This is a genomic window from Flavobacterium daejeonense DSM 17708, from assembly GCF_000425425.1.
In the GTDB taxonomy this organism is placed as follows: Bacteria; Bacteroidota; Bacteroidia; order Flavobacteriales; family Flavobacteriaceae; genus Flavobacterium; species Flavobacterium daejeonense.
Genome location: NZ_AUDK01000007.1, coordinates 82925 through 100643 on the forward strand (window position 1 = coordinate 82925; position 17719 = coordinate 100643).

Genomic DNA, 17719 nt, shown 5'->3' on the forward strand with positions numbered 1-17719 from the left:
CTAAAATCTAAAATAAAATGGAAATAGATTTTTCAAGACTGGCCCACGGATTAATTCCTGCCATCATTCAGGATAGCGAAACCAAAAATGTTTTGATGCTGGGCTACATGAACAAAGAAGCTTATCAGAAAACATTAGAAACCGGAAAAGTAACTTTTTTTAGCCGTTCTAAGCAACGTCTTTGGACAAAAGGAGAAGAAAGTGGCAACTTTTTAAATTTGGTGGACATCAAAAACGATTGTGATGAAGATACTTTATTGATTCAGGCACAACCTGCAGGGCCTACTTGTCACACCGGAGCTGACACTTGTTGGCAAACTCCAAACAAGAATAATTATGGTTTTATTTCTGAATTGGAAGAAACTATTCAATCCCGAAAAGAAAATGCCGATTCTGAGAAAAGTTATGTAGCTTCTCTTTTTGCAAAAGGAATCAACAAAATCGCCCAAAAAGTAGGTGAAGAAGCCGTTGAAGTAGTGATTGAGGCTAAAGATAATGATGAAGAATTATTCTTAGGAGAAAGTGCCGATTTATTGTTTCATTATTTGATTTTGTTGCAGGCAAAAGGTTACAAATTAGACGATGTGATTAATGTTTTAAAGAGTCGTCAGAAATAGTATCTATATTTTGTGTTAATTTATCGTTAGAACGAGTCAATTAGAGATTAAATTTCCTCTATTGACTCGTTTTTACTTTTTCAAAAAAAAGCAATCCGTTATATTTACCACAGAAATTAATCATTTAGAGACAAGGACTTATGATTTTTGACAAAACACATTTTTCTGAAGATTTAATCGATACTAAAATAGAAACAGGATTACATATAATACTAACTACCGACGAAGATGATTTTCGCCCGGTGTATATTTCAGGAAATTTTAATGACTGGCGTACTCAGGATAAAGATTTTATGATGGAAAAAATGGGTACAGGATTGTATCATTTTAAATTCACCCATGATTTTAATTATCCCGAAACCCTATTGTATAAATTTACAAAAGGTGATTGGAGTGCCGTAGAAATAGATGAAAACGGAGAACGAACAGAAAATCGTTCGACCAGTCAGCATACCGGAATACAAAAAGAACACGTTTTTCGCTGGAGAAAAAACTGGCTGCCGTTTAAACCAAATTTTTTACCGCAAATTCAGTTGATTTCCGATGAATTTCAAATTCCTCAATTGAATACAACCCGAAAAGTTTGGGCTTTGTTGCCACATGATTACGATACTTCAAACGAAAGTTATCCGGTGATGTATTTGCAGGATGCTCAAAATTTATTCAACGAAAATGCCGAATACGGTAATTGGGAAATTGATAAAAAACTGGCTGTGATGTCCGAATATAAAATTGGGAAAATTATTGTTATTGCTGTCGAACATGCTGAAGAAGACCGTATTAAAGAATACAATGTAGGGAAAACGCTTTTAGGAAAAGGGCAGGGAAAAAAATACATTAAATTCCTGGTTGAAACTCTAAAACCTTATGTGGACAGCAATTTCAGAACCAAAAAAGAACGGGAATTTACCGGAATTGGCGGAAGTTCTATGGGCGCTTTGGTGAGTATTTTTTCAGGATTACGACATCCGGAAGTTTTTGGAAAACTGATGATTTTTTCACCTTCGCTTTGGATTTCTCCAAAAATTAAATTTAGAAATCATGAAGATTTTGGTGATACAAAAATCTATTTGTATGCCGGAGGTGATGAAAGTGAAACCATGATTGATCAGGTGGATGCTTTTAAAAACAAAATGCTGGAAAGCGAATTTGTTGATGATAAAATGAAAATTAATCTCAGTATCAATAAATTAGGGAAACACAACGAAGCGTACTGGAGTGACGAATTTCCCAAAGCAATCGAATGGCTTTTTTTTAACACTAAAGACAACTAGATGAAAACCATCGTAATTAATAGCTTAGAAAATTTCTCAGGAACGGTTTTAATTCCTGTTTTCGAAACCAGTATAAAAAATCTGATTCCGATTAAATTTGGAGAAATCAGTGTGCCTTCTTCCGTTTTTTATGGAAAAAAGGACAGTAGTTATTTAACGGAACAGGATGGAAATTTGTACTTATTCATTGGTTTAGGAAAAACTATTGATTATAAATCGCTGCAAACAATTTTCAGACGAATTGCATTTAAAGAAAAAGACACATTTACTCACGATGTGTCTTTGTTTTTACCGGAAGTTTTTACCGCAGAACAAGTTGAAGCCACTGTTTCAGGTTTGTTTTTAGGAACCTACAATTTAGGACATTATAAAACTAAGGAAGCACATCCGTTTTTAAATCCCGATTTTGAACTTAAGATTCTCTCTTCAAATAATTTTTCTGAATCGATTACAAAAGCTGTAAAAATTGCGAATGCGCAATTGGAAACTTTTGCCTTAGTTGATTTACCTCCCAATAAAATTACTCCTAAATATTTGGCTAATTGGGCTCAGGACAAAGGAAATGAATTGGGGTTTGACGTAAAAATTATTGGATTAGAAGAAGCGATTCAGCAAAATTTAGGGGCTTTTGTAGCTGTTGGAAAAGGTAGCGAAAAAGAACCTCAATTTGTTATTATGAATTATGTGCCTAAAAATGCGGGAAAAAATCTAAAACACGTCGGATTGGTTGGAAAAGGAATCACCTTTGACACCGGAGGATTAAATATCAAAACCGCCGGAATGGTACACATGAAATGTGATATGGCCGGAGGAGCAGCAGTTTTTGGAGCAATGCACTTAATTGCCGATTTGCAATTACCGGTAAAAGTGACCGCTATTGTTCCCTGTGCCGAAAATGCAGTCGATAATCAGGCTTTTTTACCCAGCGATGTAATTTACAGTTATAGCGGAAATTCGATAGAAATAATTGATACCGATGCGGAAGGGCGTTTGGTTTTAGCCGACGGAATTTCTTATTTGATAAAAAATTACAATCCGGAATACCTGATTGATGTAGCGACTCTTACCGGAAGCAGTGTGGCAACTTTTGGCTATGAATGCGCAGCTTTGTTCAGTAATAATGAAACTATTTCCAAATATCTTCAACAAACAGGGGTATCCATTGGCGAACGTTTATGGCCATTGCCTTTATGGGATTGTTATAAAAATGATATTGAAAGCGAAATTGCCGATGTGAAAAATTTTAGCGGAAAACCAGTTGCCGGAGCTATAAGTGCGGCTAAATTTCTGGAATTTTTCACTAAAGAGCATCAGGCCTGGGTACATTTGGATATTGCCGGTGTTGCATTTGTTGATGATGAATTTGCAAAAACAAAACATGCAACTGCGTTTGGTGTCCATTTATTGACTAAATTCATAGAAAAATTATGAATTTATGGAAAACGCTAAAACCTTTGTTTGTATTTCAAATTATTTTAAAGGAGTTGATTTTTTAATTCAATTAAAAAAACTGGGAAACATTGTTTATTTGGTTACCAGTGACAAATTAAGGAGTAAACCCTGGCCACATGAATTTATAGATGAAATTTTCTATATGCCCGGTTCTGATACAGAATGGAATTTGGAGCATTTGCTGCTGGGAATAGAAAATTTAATGAAATCTAATCCGGTGGATGCGATTGTCGCTTTGGACGATTTTGATGTCGAAAAAGCCACTTATCTGAGAGAAAATCTCCGAATTGACGGTATGGGACAAACTACAGGACGTTATTTCCGAGATAAATTAGCCATGCGTATGCAGGCTGAAAATTGCGGAATTGCTATTCCTGTATTTTCTTCCTTATTTCACGATGCCGATATCAATGCTTTTACAGAGAATATTTCTCCACCATGGGTTTTAAAACCCCGTTCGGAAGCTTCGGCTACAGGAATTATTAAGATTTATGATAAGGAAACGCTTTGGGCTCATATCCTTGAAATGGGAGATAACCGTTTTAAATATTTAGTGGAACAATTTAAACCCGGAGCCGTTTATCATTGTGACAGCCTGATTGTAAACCATCAACTGCTCTTTAGTATTACTTCTAAATACTTGGCTACACCTATGGAAATTACTCAGGGTGGAGGCGTTTTTAGAACGGCTAATATCCCTTATGATTCCGAAGATGACATTGAAATAAAAAAGATTAACGAGCAGGTTTTAAAAGGTTTTGGCTTAAAAAACGGAGTGGCGCATACGGAATTTATAAAATGCCATGAAACCGGAGAAATCTATTTTCTGGAAACTTCTTCACGGGTTGGAGGTGCTCATATTACCGAGATGGTCGAAGCAGCTTCAAATATTAATCTTTGGAAAGAATGGGCTAAAATAGAAGATGCCTTGGTTAAAAAGCAAGAATATCATTTGCCTAAAATCAAACAGGAATATGCCGGAATTGTGTTGACTTTATCTAAATACGAACATCCGGATTTAAGTGATTTTTCAGATCCGGAAGTTTGTTTTCGGGTACCTTTAGAATACCACGCCGGTTTAATTGTGAAATCGAAAAAATATGCCAGAGTAGCCGAATTACTGAACGAGTATGCCGATCGTTTAATAGCTGATTATACGGTAGTAGTTGAACAAAATAAGGTGACTAAGTTGCACTGATTATTTGTAAACGTATGAGATTTTTTTGCTATTGCTTATTTGTATTCTTTTTTTCTGCAAAAGGAACACAGGCCCAACAACTTTTAGGTCAAAAAGAAGTTTCGTTTTCGAGACAGGATAGTTTGCGTGGCAGCATTACAAAAGAAAGAGTCTGGTGGGATGTCAAACAATATCATTTAGATGTAAAAGTAAATCCGTTAGACAGCACAATTACAGGTTTTAATAGCATAAAATATCAAGTATTACAGGAATATAATTTGATGCAAATTGATTTACAAAATCCACTTGTGATTGATAAAGTAATTCAGGATAATGTTGAATTAAATTTCAACAGAGATGGAAATGCGTATTTTATCCATTTGCAATCCAATCAAAAAAAAGGAACTAGCAAAGAAATAACGGTTTTTTATCACGGTAAACCAAAAGTTGCTGTAAATCCACCCTGGGATGGAGGAATTAGCTGGAACAAAGACAAAAACGGAAAGCCTTTCATCGCTTCTTCCTGTCAGGGAATTGGTGCCAGTGTTTGGTGGCCTAACAAAGATCATCTGTATGATGAAGTAGAGAAAATGTATATAAATGTTACCGTTCCGGGAGATTTAACCGATATTTCTAACGGACGTTTACTTCGTATTAAAAAACAAAAAGACGGAACCAAAATCTATGAGTGGTATGTTTCCAATCCCATAAACAATTACAATGTGAATATCAATATTGGAGATTATGTTTCTTTTGCTGAAAAATTTAAAGGCGAAAAAGGAATTTTAGACTGTACTTATTATGTTTTGAGAGACAATTTGGCGGAAGCCAAAAAACAATTCAAAGAAGTTCCGAAAATGCTGAAAACTTTCGAATATTGGTTTGGCCCTTATCCTTTTTATGAAGACGGCTATAAATTGGTAGAAGTGCCTTATTTGGGAATGGAGCATCAAAGTTCCGTTACTTATGGGAATGGTTTTAAAAATGGTTATTTGGGCGAAGATTTAAGCGGAACCGGCTGGGGATTAAAATTTGATTTTATCATTATTCATGAATCCGGACACGAATGGTTTGGTAACAGCATTACCAATGGCGACATTGCCGATATGTGGATTCACGAAAGTTTTACCAATTATTCCGAAAGTCTTTTTCTGGAATATTATTATGGTAAAAAAGCGGCTTCAGCTTATATACGCGGACTTCGAAAAAATATTATGAATGACAAACCAATTATTGGAATTTATAATGTAAATCAGGAAGGTTCAACCGATATGTATTACAAAGGGGCAAATATGCTGCATACTTTGCGTCAAATTGTTAATGACGATCAAAAATGGAGAGCGCTTTTAAGAGGTTTAAACAATATTTTTTATCATCAAATTGTAAATACACAACAAATTGAAAATTATATCAGTGAGCAAACAAACTTAGATTTAATCTCGTTTTTCAACCAATATTTAAGAGATACCCGAATTCCGATATTAGAATATTATTTTGAAAAAGAGCAATTATTTTACTGTTGGACAAATTGTGTTGCTGATTTTAATATGCCTGTAAAAATAATAGTAAATGATACAGAAAAATGGCTATATCCACACACAAATTGGAAATACGAAACAAATATTGACAAAAATTCAAAAGTGACTATCAATCCTGATTTTTATGTTAAAGGAATTCATATAAAAAATAAAATAGACTAATTTTATACTGGATTTTAAAAGTTTCAAATATATCTCAGTATGAAATCACCTGTTTATTTTCTTTCCTTTTTTCTAATGTTTTCAGCAATTGATTACGGTCAAAACAATCAGGATGTACTAAAAGATACTCTTGTAAGTTCTGATACTATTCAAATGCCAAAAATTAATTTGGATTCCATTCATTTTAAAGCAACAAATGAAATGCTGGATGAAAATCTTTATTGGGAAATTATTGAAAAATCATTGAAAGAAACAAGTAATCAGGAAGATCAGGAAATTTACCTGACTACTGAATTAGAAAGACTTTCACCAAAAGAAATGATTGGTTTTCGATTAAGAACCGATAAATTATTGTTTGATTCTTATACTTCTAATTTATGGTGTGCCAATTATATCATCAGTAATGGCGGCGCCGATGATGGTTTTGATTATTTCAGATGTTGGTTAATTTCACGCGGAAAAGAGGCTTATTATAAAACTTTGGAAAACCCGGATTATCTGGTAAATTTAGTGGACAACGAGTCAAAAACCTATGATTTTGAAGGCTTTTGGTATGTAGGAAATAATGCTTTTAAAGAAGTGACCGACAAAGAGGCGGAAGCTTATATAGACTATGAAAATTTTAAAACCACTGATGAAAATTATCCTATTTTAGATTTTAACTGGAATGTAGATGAACCTCAAACGATGGAAAAAGTTTGTCCGGTTTTGTTTAAAAAATTCATAAAAAAATAACCTAAAAAAGATAAATAATGAACACATTAGAAAACTTAAAAAGTGAGTTAGATCAGGAGTACAAAACCACAAAAAAGTTTATTGAAAATTTTCCGGAAGGAAAAAATGACTTTAGGCCACATGAAAAAAGTTTTAAAATGATGCCGCTTGCCACGCATATTGTGGAAGTTTTTGCCTGGCCGGCAGTGATTTTAACTACTTCTGAACTAGATTTTGGAAAAAATGAATACAAACCAACTATTCTGAGATCAAAAGAAGAATTGATTAAAAAATTAGATGATGATTATACCGCCGGAAAAACGGCTCTGGAAAAAGCATCTGAAGAAGATTTAGAACCAAGTTGGGCAATTAAAATGAACGGACAAACCTTAAATGAATGGAACAAATATGGTGCAATCCGACATTCTTTGAACCAAATAACGCATCATCGTGCGCAATTAGGCGTTTATTACCGTTTGAACAACATTCCGCTGCCGGGAAGTTACGGGCCTTCTGCCGATGAACAAAAATTCTAGGATATAAACTGGCAAAAGTAATTGTCAATAAATTGTAAAGATTAAATCTCAGAAACAATTTTATTTTTCAAATAAACCAATTGTTCCGCCCACCCAGTCTTTGTCTTTATTGTATTTTACGCCAATCATTTCGCCGCGGCTCAAGCGAACTAAATTGCAAAACGGAGTGGGAGCAGTATCGTCTTTTTTCCAGATATACAGCATTCGCACTTCGGCTTTTACTTTTCCGTCAGGTGACTGAACAATAGGTAAATAATTGACTTTTTTCTGGAGGATGTAAAGTTCTTTATCTATAACAGCTTCAATATCTTCTTTTTTCAAATGAAAAATGACACCGGAACCCGAAAAGGAAAACAATGGTTTCAAAACATAATTTTCCAAATCTTCCGGAATTTCCTTTAATTCACTCAATAAAGTAGTTTCGATAAAATATTTGTCTTTCAGCATTGGTAAAATAAACTTACTGATTCGGAAAAACCAATTAGGATGTCCGGCCCATTCGATTTCTAATTCATCGGAAAAGCTGAAATTCATTTTTAAATCAGAACGTAAGTCGAGTTCGTCAAAAATCACCCGGTTGTAAATACGTTTAATTTGAATTTCTTCTCCGTTTTCGTTTTTATAAAATAATTTTTTCCCTTTTTTAATAACATCGGTAACGCAAACAAAAGGGATTCCGAGATCTCTTTTACAATAATAAAAATCAATTTTGGTGTTTTGTTTTTCCGGTTCTATTTCTAATAAAACAACATTTTCTTTTGGATGATTGTTGCAAAAAACAGTTTCTAAATTTTTCAAAAAATCATCCGCATTGATATTACCCAAAAAAGGCGTTAGTTCTTCTAAAAACGGATATTGTTTTTTGAATTTTTCAAATAAATTAATCTGATAATTAAACAAAGAAGGAAATCCTTGTACTTCAATCAATTTAGGAATAACAGCTCCGTTTTCTTCACAAATTCCGAAATCAATTGCTAAAAAAGTGGTATGATTGTCTTCATTAGGAACAGTTTTATTTAATTCTAATGATTTATTTGTTAATATTTTAAAATCATCTTGTTGAATTAAAGCTATAACATTATCACAGCCTTCTAATAATTGTTTTTTCAATTCATTAGAAATGAAAAATGGTGTTTCTGCCATCCGAAAAGTAGGGGCATAATTAAAATCATCTGCAATATCCTGTTTTAAAGCTTCGTATTTTTCTGTGGTAAATTGCTCGTTGAATAATTTTCTATATTTAGAAATCATACAGTTTTGATTGTTAAAAAAAGGAACACAGATGATACTAATCTAGCAGATTAAAAGAAATTATTAATTTTCATCTGTGTTAATTTCTTTAATCTGTTTAATCAGTGTTCCGATATTATATTAGTATAAAATAATCAATTAGACATGATTTTTTTGGATTTCATCAGGTCAGTAATGGCAGAACGAAGAAAATTAGGAATCAATGTTTCGTTAGTTCGATATATCTTATCATCATCAACTAAGTCTTCGAGCATATTTCTAAATTTTCGTTTGCCTTTCATTTTTCTGATTTTTTCTTTAACCTCTTTATTTCTAAGATGTGAAAGAAAACTAATCGGGTCGGCTTCGGGATGAAATTGTGTTCCCACCAAATGATCCGTAAAGCGTACCGCCATTATGGCTCTTTCGTATTGCACATGATCTCTTATTTTTTCAAGAGAAATGATTTTTGCACCTTTTTTAGCAAAAACACTCAATTTAGGCTGTACCACCTGATAATCTCTGGAATCCACGGCATAAAAAGGATCGGCCAGTCCTTCAAATAAAGGATCTTTAAGTCCGTCTTTAGTTTTATGAATGGTCATTACACCAAATGAAGTATCGTTTCTTTTGGTAATTTCGGCTAAACCAAAGTGTTTGCAGGCCATTTGGAAGGAATGACAAATGAATAAAACATGTTTTTTTATGGGATTTTCATTGTTCCATTTGACAATCGAGTCAATAAATTCAAAGAATTTCAAATCCCAACTTCCGTCTCCTTCCAAGGGATTTCCGGGGCCACCCGTAGCAATATAAATATCAAATTTTTTAATTTCAGGTAATTCGCACTTTCCTCTCACGTCAAAAATTTTGAAAGACACAAAAGGAGTAAATCGATTGAGGATGTCAATAATACAACGCATTCCCTGATTAGGCTCGCCATTGTACATGTCTAATATTGCGACAGTTATGCTTTTCTTTTTCATTGAATTCAATCCTTAAATTATGACTCAAAGATACGCTAATAATTTAATTTATAAGTCTTTAGTGAATTCAGAAGTAATAAAATCAACTACTTTCTTCAAATCATTTGTTTCTTTAAAAACAGCTAATTGCTTATCGGCACCGGTACCGTTTTTCAAAATTTCATGTACATAATTAACATGTTCTCTGCTACCCAATTCATCTACCACATCATCAATAAAACCCAATAATTCTAAAACCAGCAATTTTGTTTCTACTTCTTTTTGCAAACCAAAATCAATCAAATTGCCTTCAATTCCGTATCGGGCGGCTCTGAATTTATTTTCTTTAATCAAAGCTAAACGATAGGTGTTGAATTTTAAATTCTGAGTATTTAAACGATATAATTTAGCAACAATAGCCTGAATTACAGATACGATACACATAGTTTCTTCAACCGTTAGTGCCATATCGCAAATTCGAAATTCAATCGTGTTATAAAAAGGGTGCAGGCGTAAATCCCACCAGATTTTCTTTGGATTATCAATACAATTGGTTTTTACCAGAGTTTCCAAAAAGTTATCATAAGAAGCAACAGAATCAAAGTATTCAGGCAATCCCGTGCGTGGAAATTTATCAAAAACTTTAGTTCTGAAAGATTTATATCCGGTTTGTCTTCCTTCCCAAAAAGGAGAATTAGTTGATAACGCAAAAATATGCGGCAGGAAATAACAAGCCTGATTGATTAATTTCAGACCAATTTCCCGACTTTCAATTCCTACGTGACAATGCATCCCAAAAATTAAATTGGAACGGGCAGCATCCTGCAATTCATTAATAATATTGTGATAGCGAGGATCGTCAGTGATTTCCTGATCCTGCCATTTTGAAAAAGGGTGTGTTCCGGCTCCGCCAACAATGAGTCCTTGTTTGTCGGCGAGTTCGACTATTTTAGTCCTTAAAAATTTTATCTCGCACTCGGCTTCTTTTACATTTTTACAAATATTGGTACCAACTTCCACCACCGACTGGTGCATTTCGGCCTTTACTTGTTCGTTTAATAATATTTTAGCTCCGTCAACAATTTTGGATAAGTGCGAGCGCAAATCTCTGGTTTCCGGATCAATAATTTGGTATTCCTCTTCAATACCCAGTGTAAAAACAGGTAATTTTCTCATTCTCTTTCTTTTCTCAAGTTCCTTATTTGGCTGCAACAGCCTCCTGCATAAAAGTTCCCCAGGTCAGGTTAATTTTTCCCGGTTTTTGTTTTTTGGCCGCTGCGATTGCCATTTTAGCAGCTTCTTCAACTACCCATTCGAAATTTTCTTCTCCAACAGAATTAACATCAGCATCGGGAGCGGGATTTCCAAAATCGATGGCATAAGGAATTCCGTCACGAACTGCAAATTCGACTGTATTAAAATCATAACCCAGGCCTTTACAAAGTCGAATAGTGTAATCTTTAATAGTTGCCAAAAGCTTTTTGTTTACCGGAGGACCGTTGTGAACATAACGCAAATGCGGTTCGTTACGGGGTTCGTATTGCATAATTTTAACCGCCTTACATCCCAGGCAATAGACACGGAAATATTCGGTAAAAACAATTTCTTCCTGAAGCAGCATTACTAATTGTCCGGTTTCTTTGTGTTTTTGCCAAAATTCATCCTTGTTTTCCAGTCGATATACATTCTTCCAGCCACCACCGGCATAGGGTTTCATATAAGCCGGAAATTTTATGTAATCGAAAATTCCTTCCCAGTCTAACGGATATTTTAAATTTCGAAATGAATTCGCATTCGTATCCGTAGGATGTTCCGCAGAAGGAAGAATTACAGTGTTAGGCAACGGAACGCCAAGAGTATCTGCCAGAGCATTATTAAAAAATTTATCATCAGCACTCCACCAAAAAGGATTATTAATCACGTTAGTTCCCGTTAAAGCGGCATTTTTAAGAAAGGCGCGATAAAAAGGTACATCCTGCGAAATCCGGTCGATAATTACGGCATATTCGCCGCCTTTATTTTGAATTACTTTATCTATAGAAACCGCCTCAGCAATAATTCCATCAACGCTTTTTGAATTCACTCTGTCAATAAATGCCTGTGGAAAGGTATCTTCCATTCCAAAAAGAATTCCAATCTTTTTCATGTTTTTTTCTTTAATACTTTATAATCGAAGTTGTTGGTTAATTTGTTTAGCTAAATTTAATTCGGGACAAATAATGCGGAAACATTTCTTTCCACAAAGGCCAGTCGTGTGATTGATTTTGTTTAATATCCAGCCAGTGTTCCATGTTTTTTGTTGCTAAAATTTTACTCATTTTTAAATTGGCGTCCAGACAAATATCCCAATTGGAAGTTCCCAAAGCGATGTCCATATTCCATAATTCATAATCATTGAGTCCGTGTAAATAATCATCCGGACTATGATAAAAAACAGTATCATTATAAAAACCATCCAGATAATTTTTGATAGAAAAAATACCGCTCATACTAAACAAATGACTCACATAACCCGGATGCCTGAAAGCAAAATTAGTCGCATGATAACCACCAAAACTGCAACCCGCCATCACCACCTTTGCTGTTGGAGTATTGAATCGGATTTTTTCAACTACTTCATGACAAATCATTTTGTCATACCAATTGTGATTTTCAATACGGTGTATCGGATGAATATTTTTGTTATAAAAACTATCCTTATCAATACTGTCCGGACAATAAATTTGAATCAGTCCCTGTTCTAAATACCAGCCTGCCGATTCGATTAATCCGCAGTCTTTGTTTTCGTAAAAACTCCCCATAGAAGTAGGAAATAAAACCACCGGATAACCCGCATGTCCAAAAACGAGCATCTCGGTATCTCTGCCCAAATGAGGAGAATACCACTTCAAATAGTTTTCTTTCATAACTTTGCTTTTAACAATTATAAGAAAATAAACGATACTAAATTCATAAATAGAATGTAGTATTTTACTTTTAACAAAAACATAATACTTGCCTTAAAGTTGTTGCAGATAATTCATTTTTGAGCCTCAAAAAATACTTTTTGAAACCAATTATTTAACATTCTGTAAATACCCCAAAAAGGCATCTGTATATTTTTGTAAATAGTAGTCCACAACAGCGTAGTTCTGAAACGGATGGTTAGAAAAGGGGAGGTTAAAACAGTTTTAAAAAGTTTAGAAACTTTGTTTGGTTTTGCTTTTGAAAGTTATTCGACCATACTTTTTTCAAATAGCTGAACTTGATTCTTTAATCTTTCAATAAGCATGTTCATCATTCTTTTGTTCAAACTCGATGAGTTTTTGATATACTTCATATATTCTTCAACGGTAAAAAAAGCAATAATCATCCCTTTTAATGCATTTCGGAATTTGATGTCTTTTTGAATTGCATTTTCGATAGTGGCTAATTTTTTTTCGACACTCAGGAAATAAAAATCACGTTTGTATTTACTGATGTAATTATGAAAAGAAGCGATAAATAAATCATTTTGAAGTTTTAAAATGGGTCGTAGGACTTCATTTTGAAAAATTTCATCTGCTGAAGATTGGTTACTAACACTTCCTATTGCTTCACCTCTAAACTCTCTTAAAAAACGATCTCTTTGGCTCATGACTTATCTTTTTCTTAAATTTAAAAAAAATATTCAACAAGAACGTATTCTTTTAATGTAAGTAATTAACAAAGTTATGAGATTTCATACCAGAAAGTGGGTTAAACCTGAAGACCTGAATCCAAATAGAACCCTATTTGGAGGAAAACTATTGTCATTGATAGACGAAGAGTTAGCTTTGTATTCAATCATTCAATTTGAGAATTCAAAAGTTGTAACTAAATATTTCTCTGAAATAAATTTTACCAGTTCTGCAAAAGAAGGTGATATTGTTGAAACAGGAATTGATGTGGTTCATTTTGGAACTACTTCAATTACCTTAGAATGTGAAGTACGAAATATGATGACAAGAGAAACCATTATTACAATTGACAAAGCAGTAATGGTTAATTTAGGACCTGACGGCAAACCTAAAGCACATGGAAAAACAGAAATAGAATTTGTTAAAAACAGATTATAATAATTGCAACAGATTAAAATGGCAGACAATTAATCTGTTGCAAAATCTATTCAATTAACAATATTTCTTTTCTACATAAAATGTTCCAAAAGGAAGGAGCGAAGCAATTAAAATAATCCCAAAATCTTTTACATTCCAATTTTGTGGTGTTTTTAATAAAAAAGCCAAAATAATATAACCAATAAACAATACTCCGTGTGACATCCCAATTGGAAACAATAAACTATGGTAAAGTTCAAAATTATTAGGCTTTATAAAAAGCATATTGGTAAAAAGTACTAAATAAGATATCCCTTCAAGGATGGCTGTTATTTTAAAAGTTTTAAGCATAAGTGATTTATTTTATAGTCAAAAGTAAGTAATAACATTTGTTTTATGGCTATTAACCACTAAAGTAATTTACATTTGCAATCATAAAATTTTTATAATGAGCAAAAGGGATTTAAAAAAGTATTTAGGCGAATTAGACAAAGACCAACTTCAGGAACAACTGATGGAACTTTATGAAAAATTTGCGGTTGTAAAAGAATATTACGACTTTGTTTTTAATCCAAAAGAAGAAAAACGTTTGCAGGAAGCCAAGCTCAAAATTTCCAACGAATATTTTCCGATGGGAAAAACTAAAAAAGCTAAAATGCGCCGTTCGGTGGCTCAAAAGTTCATCAAACATTTTACAACTCTTGGCGTAGATCCTTTTGTTATTGCTGATATAATGCTCTACAATATTGAAATTGCGCAGACTTTTTCGGCGGAAAACTCCATTAAACAGGAAGCTTTTTATAAAAGTATGCTCAATTCTTTTGATCAAGCGGTACAATTTTTAATAAAAAATGGCATTTTGAGTGAATTTAGAAGCCGTTTGAATGCAATATTTCAGGAAACAATCGAGCAAAAATGGAAAAATAAGAAAGAATTTTTGCAGATTATAGCGCAAATTAACGATTGAGAGCCTTGTAAATCAAATTATTTCAAATTGAGTTAATAATTTAAATTAAATATAACAAGATAACTGTTTTTTAACCGTATTTTTGCAAAAATTCAACAAAAACAAATGTTCGAAAGTACGATAGAAATAGAAAAGGAAGAAAAAAAAGAACTTTATGCTTACCAGCAGGGGGATATCGACGCAATTTTTGAGCGTATTGATAACGGACCTGAAAAACACCATTTATTATACCAACTGCCTACCGGAGGTGGAAAAACCGTAATATTCTCAGAAATAGTTCGCCGTTACCTGTCCAAACACAATAAAAAAGTTGTGGTACTAACTCACCGAATTGAGTTGTGTAAACAAACTTCTAAAATGTTGAAAGGTTTTGGGGTTAAAAATAAAATCATCAATTCTAAAGTTAAAGATTTACCGGATCAGGACGAATTTTCCTGCTTCGTGGCAATGGTCGAAACTTTAAAAAACCGTATTAATGACGAAAAACTGATATTAGACAATATTGGTTTAGTTATTATTGATGAAGCGCACTATAATTCGTTTAGGAAATTATTAAATTCTTTTGCGAATGCTTTTATATTAGGAGTAACGGCAACTCCGTTGAGTTCTAATATAAAATTACCAATGAATCAAAGTTATGACGAATTAATCGTTGGTGACACCATTGGTTCATTAATAGACAAAGGCTTTTTGGCTCGCGCCACTACTTACAGCTATGACGTAGGTTTGACTTCATTAAAAGTGGGAATCAATGGAGATTATACCGTTAAATCTTCGGATGATTTATATACAAACACCCTAATGCAGGAAAAATTACTGCATGCTTATACCGAAAGATCTTTAGGAAAGAAAACCTTAATTTTTAATAATGGGATCAACACTTCGTTGTATGTGTATGATACTTTCAGAGAAGCGGGTTATGAAATTCGTCACTTGGATAACACCAGCAGTAACGAAGAAAGAAAGGAAATTTTACATTGGTTTAAGCATACTAAAGATGCCATTTTGACTTCGGTTGGAATCTTAACAACCGGTTTTGACGAACCAACGGTAGAAACGATTATTTTAAATCGTGCTACAAAATCTTTGACTTTGTATTTCCAAATGATTGGGCGTGGTTCGCGAAAATTACCTCATAAAGACGAATTTACCGTTATCGACTTAGGAAATAATGCTGCTCGTTTTGGTTTGTGGAGCGAGCCGGTGAATTGGCAACACATTTTTAAATCACCTGAATTTTATTTGGAAAATTTACGTGACGATGCCGAAATCGAGATGTATTTTAAATACAGCATGCCACCTGAATTGAGAGCTAAGTTTCCTAATACCGAAGACGTAACTTTTGATGTAGATGAAGAACATAAATTAGCTATCAAACAAAATTTACGTTCTAAAGTGGTTTTGGATAAATCTCTGGATCAACATGCAATCATGTGCGTCTATAACACCGAAACTTTGCAGGAAGCCAAATTATTGTCTAAAGAATTAGACGATGATATTGAATGCCGAATTAAGCGTTATGCCAAATGTTTAAGTCAGTGTAGTAAAAACTACCGTGAATGGCTGGTGGATGATTACAAACAAAAATTGACTTTGTTAATCGGGAAAAAGTATCGTGAAAAGATCATGAACGAACCTGATGAAGACGAAGATTAATCATTAAAAACAAAACAAACTAATGTCCAAAAGATTCTCAGATTTAGGAATTTCAGCCGCTTTACTTCAATCTTTAAACGATTTGAATATTGTGACGCCTACAGCTATTCAGGAACAGGCGATTCCTTTGCTTTTAGCAAATGAAAATGATTTGGTGGGATTGGCTAAAACGGGAACAGGAAAAACAGCTGCTTTTGGATTACCTATTTTGCAACTCATTGATAGTTCTAAACCGGTAATTCAGGCTGTAATTTTAGTTCCAACCAGAGAATTAGGACATCAGGTTTTTAAAAATTTAGAGGCTTTTGCCCAAAAAACACCGGAAATTTCAATAGCTGCTACTTGTGGCGGAATTCCAATTAAACCACAAATCGAAAGATTGAGTCAGCCTACACATATTTTAGTAGCGACTCCGGGGCGTTTAATTGACTTATTGCAACGAAAAGCCTTAAGTTTAAAAGAAACCCAATTTTTAGTACTGGATGAAGCCGACGAAATGGTAAGTGTTTTAAAAGAAAGTTTAGACGAAATTATCGCCGAACTGCCTAAAAAACACCGTACGTATTTATTTTCGGCAACAATGCCCGGTACCATCAAGCAGCTGATTCAAAATTATTTGCATAAAAATGTATTACAAATTAGTGCAGAAACAGAAACCCTGACTAATCCGGGAATTGATCATCAGTACATTGTAGTAGATCCGATTGAAAAACTGGAAGTTTTAATGCATTTTTTGAATTCCAGAGAAGGCGAATGCGGAATTATTTTCTGCAAAACCAAAGCAGCAGTGAACAAACTGGCTAAAAATTTAGCCATTAATCGTTTCTCATCAGGCGCTTTACACGGAAGTTTGACACAGGGAATTCGTGACCGAATTATGGAACAATTTCGTGAAGGACATATCAAAATATTAGTCGCAACCGATTTGGCTGCCAGAGGAATCGACGTCAAAGACATTGCTTATGTGATTCATTATCATTTACCGGATACCTATGAAACTTATGTTCACCGTAGCGGTAGAACGGCAAGGGCAGGAGCCAGAGGATTAGCATTAACTGTTATTCAGCCGGAAGAAGAAATAGAAATTACCGATTTTGAACAGGAATTAGGAATTCAGTTTAGAGCTTTTGCAAAACCGTCAACGGTAAGTATTGAGGATAACAACACCTTGCTTTGGGCAAAACAAATTTTTAAAACCAAGCCCAATCATGAGCTTGATGCCGAGTTAAAAACAAAAATTAAAACGGTCTTTCATCATTTAACCAAAGATGAACTGATTGAAAAAATACTAGCACACCATTTGTTGAATAACAAAAACCAGCCAACAGAAAAACCAGAAAAAAAACAAAAACGAAAGAACTAAAAACAAACAAAAC

At 33.8% G+C, this 17719-nt stretch carries 18 protein-coding genes; 11 read left to right on the top strand and 7 right to left on the bottom strand.

What is annotated here, in order from left to right:
• The first annotated feature begins 17 nt into the window (after window positions 1-17).
• The 7 genes from hisIE (at window position 18) to H599_RS0107870 (ending at window position 7470) form a co-directional block, all read left to right on the top strand.
• Window positions 18-617, top strand: coding sequence for a bifunctional phosphoribosyl-AMP cyclohydrolase/phosphoribosyl-ATP diphosphatase HisIE (gene hisIE / locus H599_RS0107840; RefSeq protein WP_026713628.1), 600 nt, complete (start codon window positions 18-20; stop codon window positions 615-617).
• A gap of 140 nt (window positions 618-757) precedes the next feature.
• Entirely contained in the window at window positions 758-1891 is a 1134-nt protein-coding gene (locus H599_RS0107845; protein ID WP_026713629.1) for an alpha/beta hydrolase, read from the top strand.
• Window positions 1892-3322: a leucyl aminopeptidase family protein gene (locus H599_RS0107850; RefSeq protein WP_026713630.1), complete on the top strand. Its 1431-nt coding sequence runs from the start codon at window positions 1892-1894 to the stop codon at window positions 3320-3322. It begins immediately after the preceding gene.
• Between the two features lie 4 nt (window positions 3323-3326).
• Complete coding sequence (locus H599_RS0107855; protein ID WP_026713631.1) at window positions 3327-4541, top strand: ATP-grasp domain-containing protein; 1215 nt, start codon at window positions 3327-3329, stop codon at window positions 4539-4541.
• A 14-nt stretch (window positions 4542-4555) separates the two neighbouring features.
• Window positions 4556-6220: a M1 family metallopeptidase gene (locus tag H599_RS0107860; protein WP_026713632.1), complete on the top strand. Its 1665-nt coding sequence runs from the start codon at window positions 4556-4558 to the stop codon at window positions 6218-6220.
• Window positions 6221-6259: 39 nt separating this feature from the next.
• Complete coding sequence (locus H599_RS0107865; RefSeq protein ID WP_211253742.1) at window positions 6260-6955, top strand: DUF4240 domain-containing protein; 696 nt, start codon at window positions 6260-6262, stop codon at window positions 6953-6955.
• A gap of 17 nt (window positions 6956-6972) precedes the next feature.
• Window positions 6973-7470 carry a DinB family protein gene (locus H599_RS0107870; RefSeq protein ID WP_026713634.1) on the top strand — a complete coding sequence of 166 codons (498 nt, stop codon included), beginning with the start codon at window positions 6973-6975 and terminating at the stop codon, window positions 7468-7470.
• Between the two features lie 60 nt (window positions 7471-7530).
• On the opposite strand, the gene H599_RS0107875 is transcribed toward H599_RS0107870, so the two are convergent.
• The 6 genes from H599_RS0107875 to H599_RS0107905 all read right to left on the bottom strand — a co-directional run bounded on the left by H599_RS0107875 (window position 7531) and on the right by H599_RS0107905 (window position 13281).
• Window positions 7531-8721, bottom strand: coding sequence for a hypothetical protein (locus H599_RS0107875; RefSeq protein ID WP_026713635.1), 1191 nt, complete (start codon window positions 8719-8721; stop codon window positions 7531-7533).
• Window positions 8722-8855: 134 nt separating this feature from the next.
• Window positions 8856-9686 carry a type 1 glutamine amidotransferase gene (locus H599_RS0107880; RefSeq protein WP_026713636.1) on the bottom strand — a complete coding sequence of 277 codons (831 nt, stop codon included), beginning with the start codon at window positions 9684-9686 and terminating at the stop codon, window positions 8856-8858.
• A gap of 48 nt (window positions 9687-9734) precedes the next feature.
• Window positions 9735-10841, bottom strand: coding sequence for a carboxylate-amine ligase (locus tag H599_RS0107885; protein ID WP_026713637.1), 1107 nt, complete (start codon window positions 10839-10841; stop codon window positions 9735-9737).
• Between the two features lie 22 nt (window positions 10842-10863).
• Window positions 10864-11811, bottom strand: coding sequence for an ATP-grasp domain-containing protein (locus H599_RS0107890; RefSeq protein WP_026713638.1), 948 nt, complete (start codon window positions 11809-11811; stop codon window positions 10864-10866).
• 46 nt (window positions 11812-11857) lie between these two features.
• Window positions 11858-12571 (bottom strand): alpha/beta hydrolase-fold protein, encoded by a 714-nt coding sequence (locus H599_RS0107895; protein ID WP_026713639.1) that lies wholly within the window; start codon window positions 12569-12571, stop codon window positions 11858-11860.
• Between the two features lie 305 nt (window positions 12572-12876).
• Entirely contained in the window at window positions 12877-13281 is a 405-nt protein-coding gene (locus H599_RS0107905; protein ID WP_026713640.1) for a hypothetical protein, read from the bottom strand.
• A 76-nt stretch (window positions 13282-13357) separates the two neighbouring features.
• Between H599_RS0107905 and H599_RS0107910 the strand changes: the two genes are divergently transcribed.
• A complete protein-coding gene (locus H599_RS0107910) occupies window positions 13358-13741 on the top strand; it encodes an acyl-CoA thioesterase (protein WP_026713641.1) in 384 nt (127 codons plus the stop codon).
• A 54-nt stretch (window positions 13742-13795) separates the two neighbouring features.
• Here H599_RS0107910 and H599_RS0107915 read toward each other — a convergent pair whose 3' ends face one another.
• A complete protein-coding gene (locus H599_RS0107915) occupies window positions 13796-14071 on the bottom strand; it encodes a DUF3817 domain-containing protein (RefSeq protein ID WP_026713642.1) in 276 nt (91 codons plus the stop codon).
• 97 nt (window positions 14072-14168) lie between these two features.
• On the opposite strand from H599_RS0107915, the gene H599_RS0107920 reads away from it, so the two are divergent.
• The 3 genes from H599_RS0107920 (at window position 14169) to H599_RS0107930 (ending at window position 17706) form a co-directional block, all read left to right on the top strand.
• A complete protein-coding gene (locus tag H599_RS0107920; RefSeq protein ID WP_026713643.1) occupies window positions 14169-14687 on the top strand; it encodes a DUF6155 family protein in 519 nt (172 codons plus the stop codon).
• A 105-nt stretch (window positions 14688-14792) separates the two neighbouring features.
• The gene (locus H599_RS0107925; protein ID WP_026713644.1) at window positions 14793-16343 is read left to right on the top strand and encodes a DEAD/DEAH box helicase; all 1551 of its coding nucleotides are present in this window, start codon (window positions 14793-14795) and stop codon (window positions 16341-16343) included.
• 22 nt (window positions 16344-16365) lie between these two features.
• The gene (locus H599_RS0107930; RefSeq protein WP_026713645.1) at window positions 16366-17706 is read left to right on the top strand and encodes a DEAD/DEAH box helicase; all 1341 of its coding nucleotides are present in this window, start codon (window positions 16366-16368) and stop codon (window positions 17704-17706) included.
• Window positions 17707-17719 lie beyond the last annotated feature (13 nt).

Coding starts and splice junctions, on each gene's coding strand:
- H599_RS0107875 (WP_026713635.1), bottom strand. CDS start 8,721: ATGATTTCTAAATATAGAAAATTATTCAACGAGCAATTTACCACAGAA.
- H599_RS0107920 (WP_026713643.1), top strand. CDS start 14,169: ATGAGCAAAAGGGATTTAAAAAAGTATTTAGGCGAATTAGACAAAGAC.
- H599_RS0107905 (WP_026713640.1), bottom strand. CDS start 13,281: ATGAGCCAAAGAGATCGTTTTTTAAGAGAGTTTAGAGGTGAAGCAATA.
- H599_RS0107860 (WP_026713632.1), top strand. CDS start 4,556: ATGAGATTTTTTTGCTATTGCTTATTTGTATTCTTTTTTTCTGCAAAA.
- H599_RS0107915 (WP_026713642.1), bottom strand. CDS start 14,071: ATGCTTAAAACTTTTAAAATAACAGCCATCCTTGAAGGGATATCTTAT.
- H599_RS0107890 (WP_026713638.1), bottom strand. CDS start 11,811: ATGAAAAAGATTGGAATTCTTTTTGGAATGGAAGATACCTTTCCACAG.
- hisIE (WP_026713628.1), top strand. CDS start 18: ATGGAAATAGATTTTTCAAGACTGGCCCACGGATTAATTCCTGCCATC.
- H599_RS0107930 (WP_026713645.1), top strand. CDS start 16,366: ATGTCCAAAAGATTCTCAGATTTAGGAATTTCAGCCGCTTTACTTCAA.
- H599_RS0107865 (WP_211253742.1), top strand. CDS start 6,260: ATGAAATCACCTGTTTATTTTCTTTCCTTTTTTCTAATGTTTTCAGCA.
- H599_RS0107850 (WP_026713630.1), top strand. CDS start 1,892: ATGAAAACCATCGTAATTAATAGCTTAGAAAATTTCTCAGGAACGGTT.
- H599_RS0107910 (WP_026713641.1), top strand. CDS start 13,358: ATGAGATTTCATACCAGAAAGTGGGTTAAACCTGAAGACCTGAATCCA.
- H599_RS0107855 (WP_026713631.1), top strand. CDS start 3,327: ATGGAAAACGCTAAAACCTTTGTTTGTATTTCAAATTATTTTAAAGGA.
- H599_RS0107870 (WP_026713634.1), top strand. CDS start 6,973: ATGAACACATTAGAAAACTTAAAAAGTGAGTTAGATCAGGAGTACAAA.
- H599_RS0107925 (WP_026713644.1), top strand. CDS start 14,793: ATGTTCGAAAGTACGATAGAAATAGAAAAGGAAGAAAAAAAAGAACTT.
- H599_RS0107885 (WP_026713637.1), bottom strand. CDS start 10,841: ATGAGAAAATTACCTGTTTTTACACTGGGTATTGAAGAGGAATACCAA.
- H599_RS0107845 (WP_026713629.1), top strand. CDS start 758: ATGATTTTTGACAAAACACATTTTTCTGAAGATTTAATCGATACTAAA.
- H599_RS0107880 (WP_026713636.1), bottom strand. CDS start 9,686: ATGAAAAAGAAAAGCATAACTGTCGCAATATTAGACATGTACAATGGC.
- H599_RS0107895 (WP_026713639.1), bottom strand. CDS start 12,571: ATGAAAGAAAACTATTTGAAGTGGTATTCTCCTCATTTGGGCAGAGAT.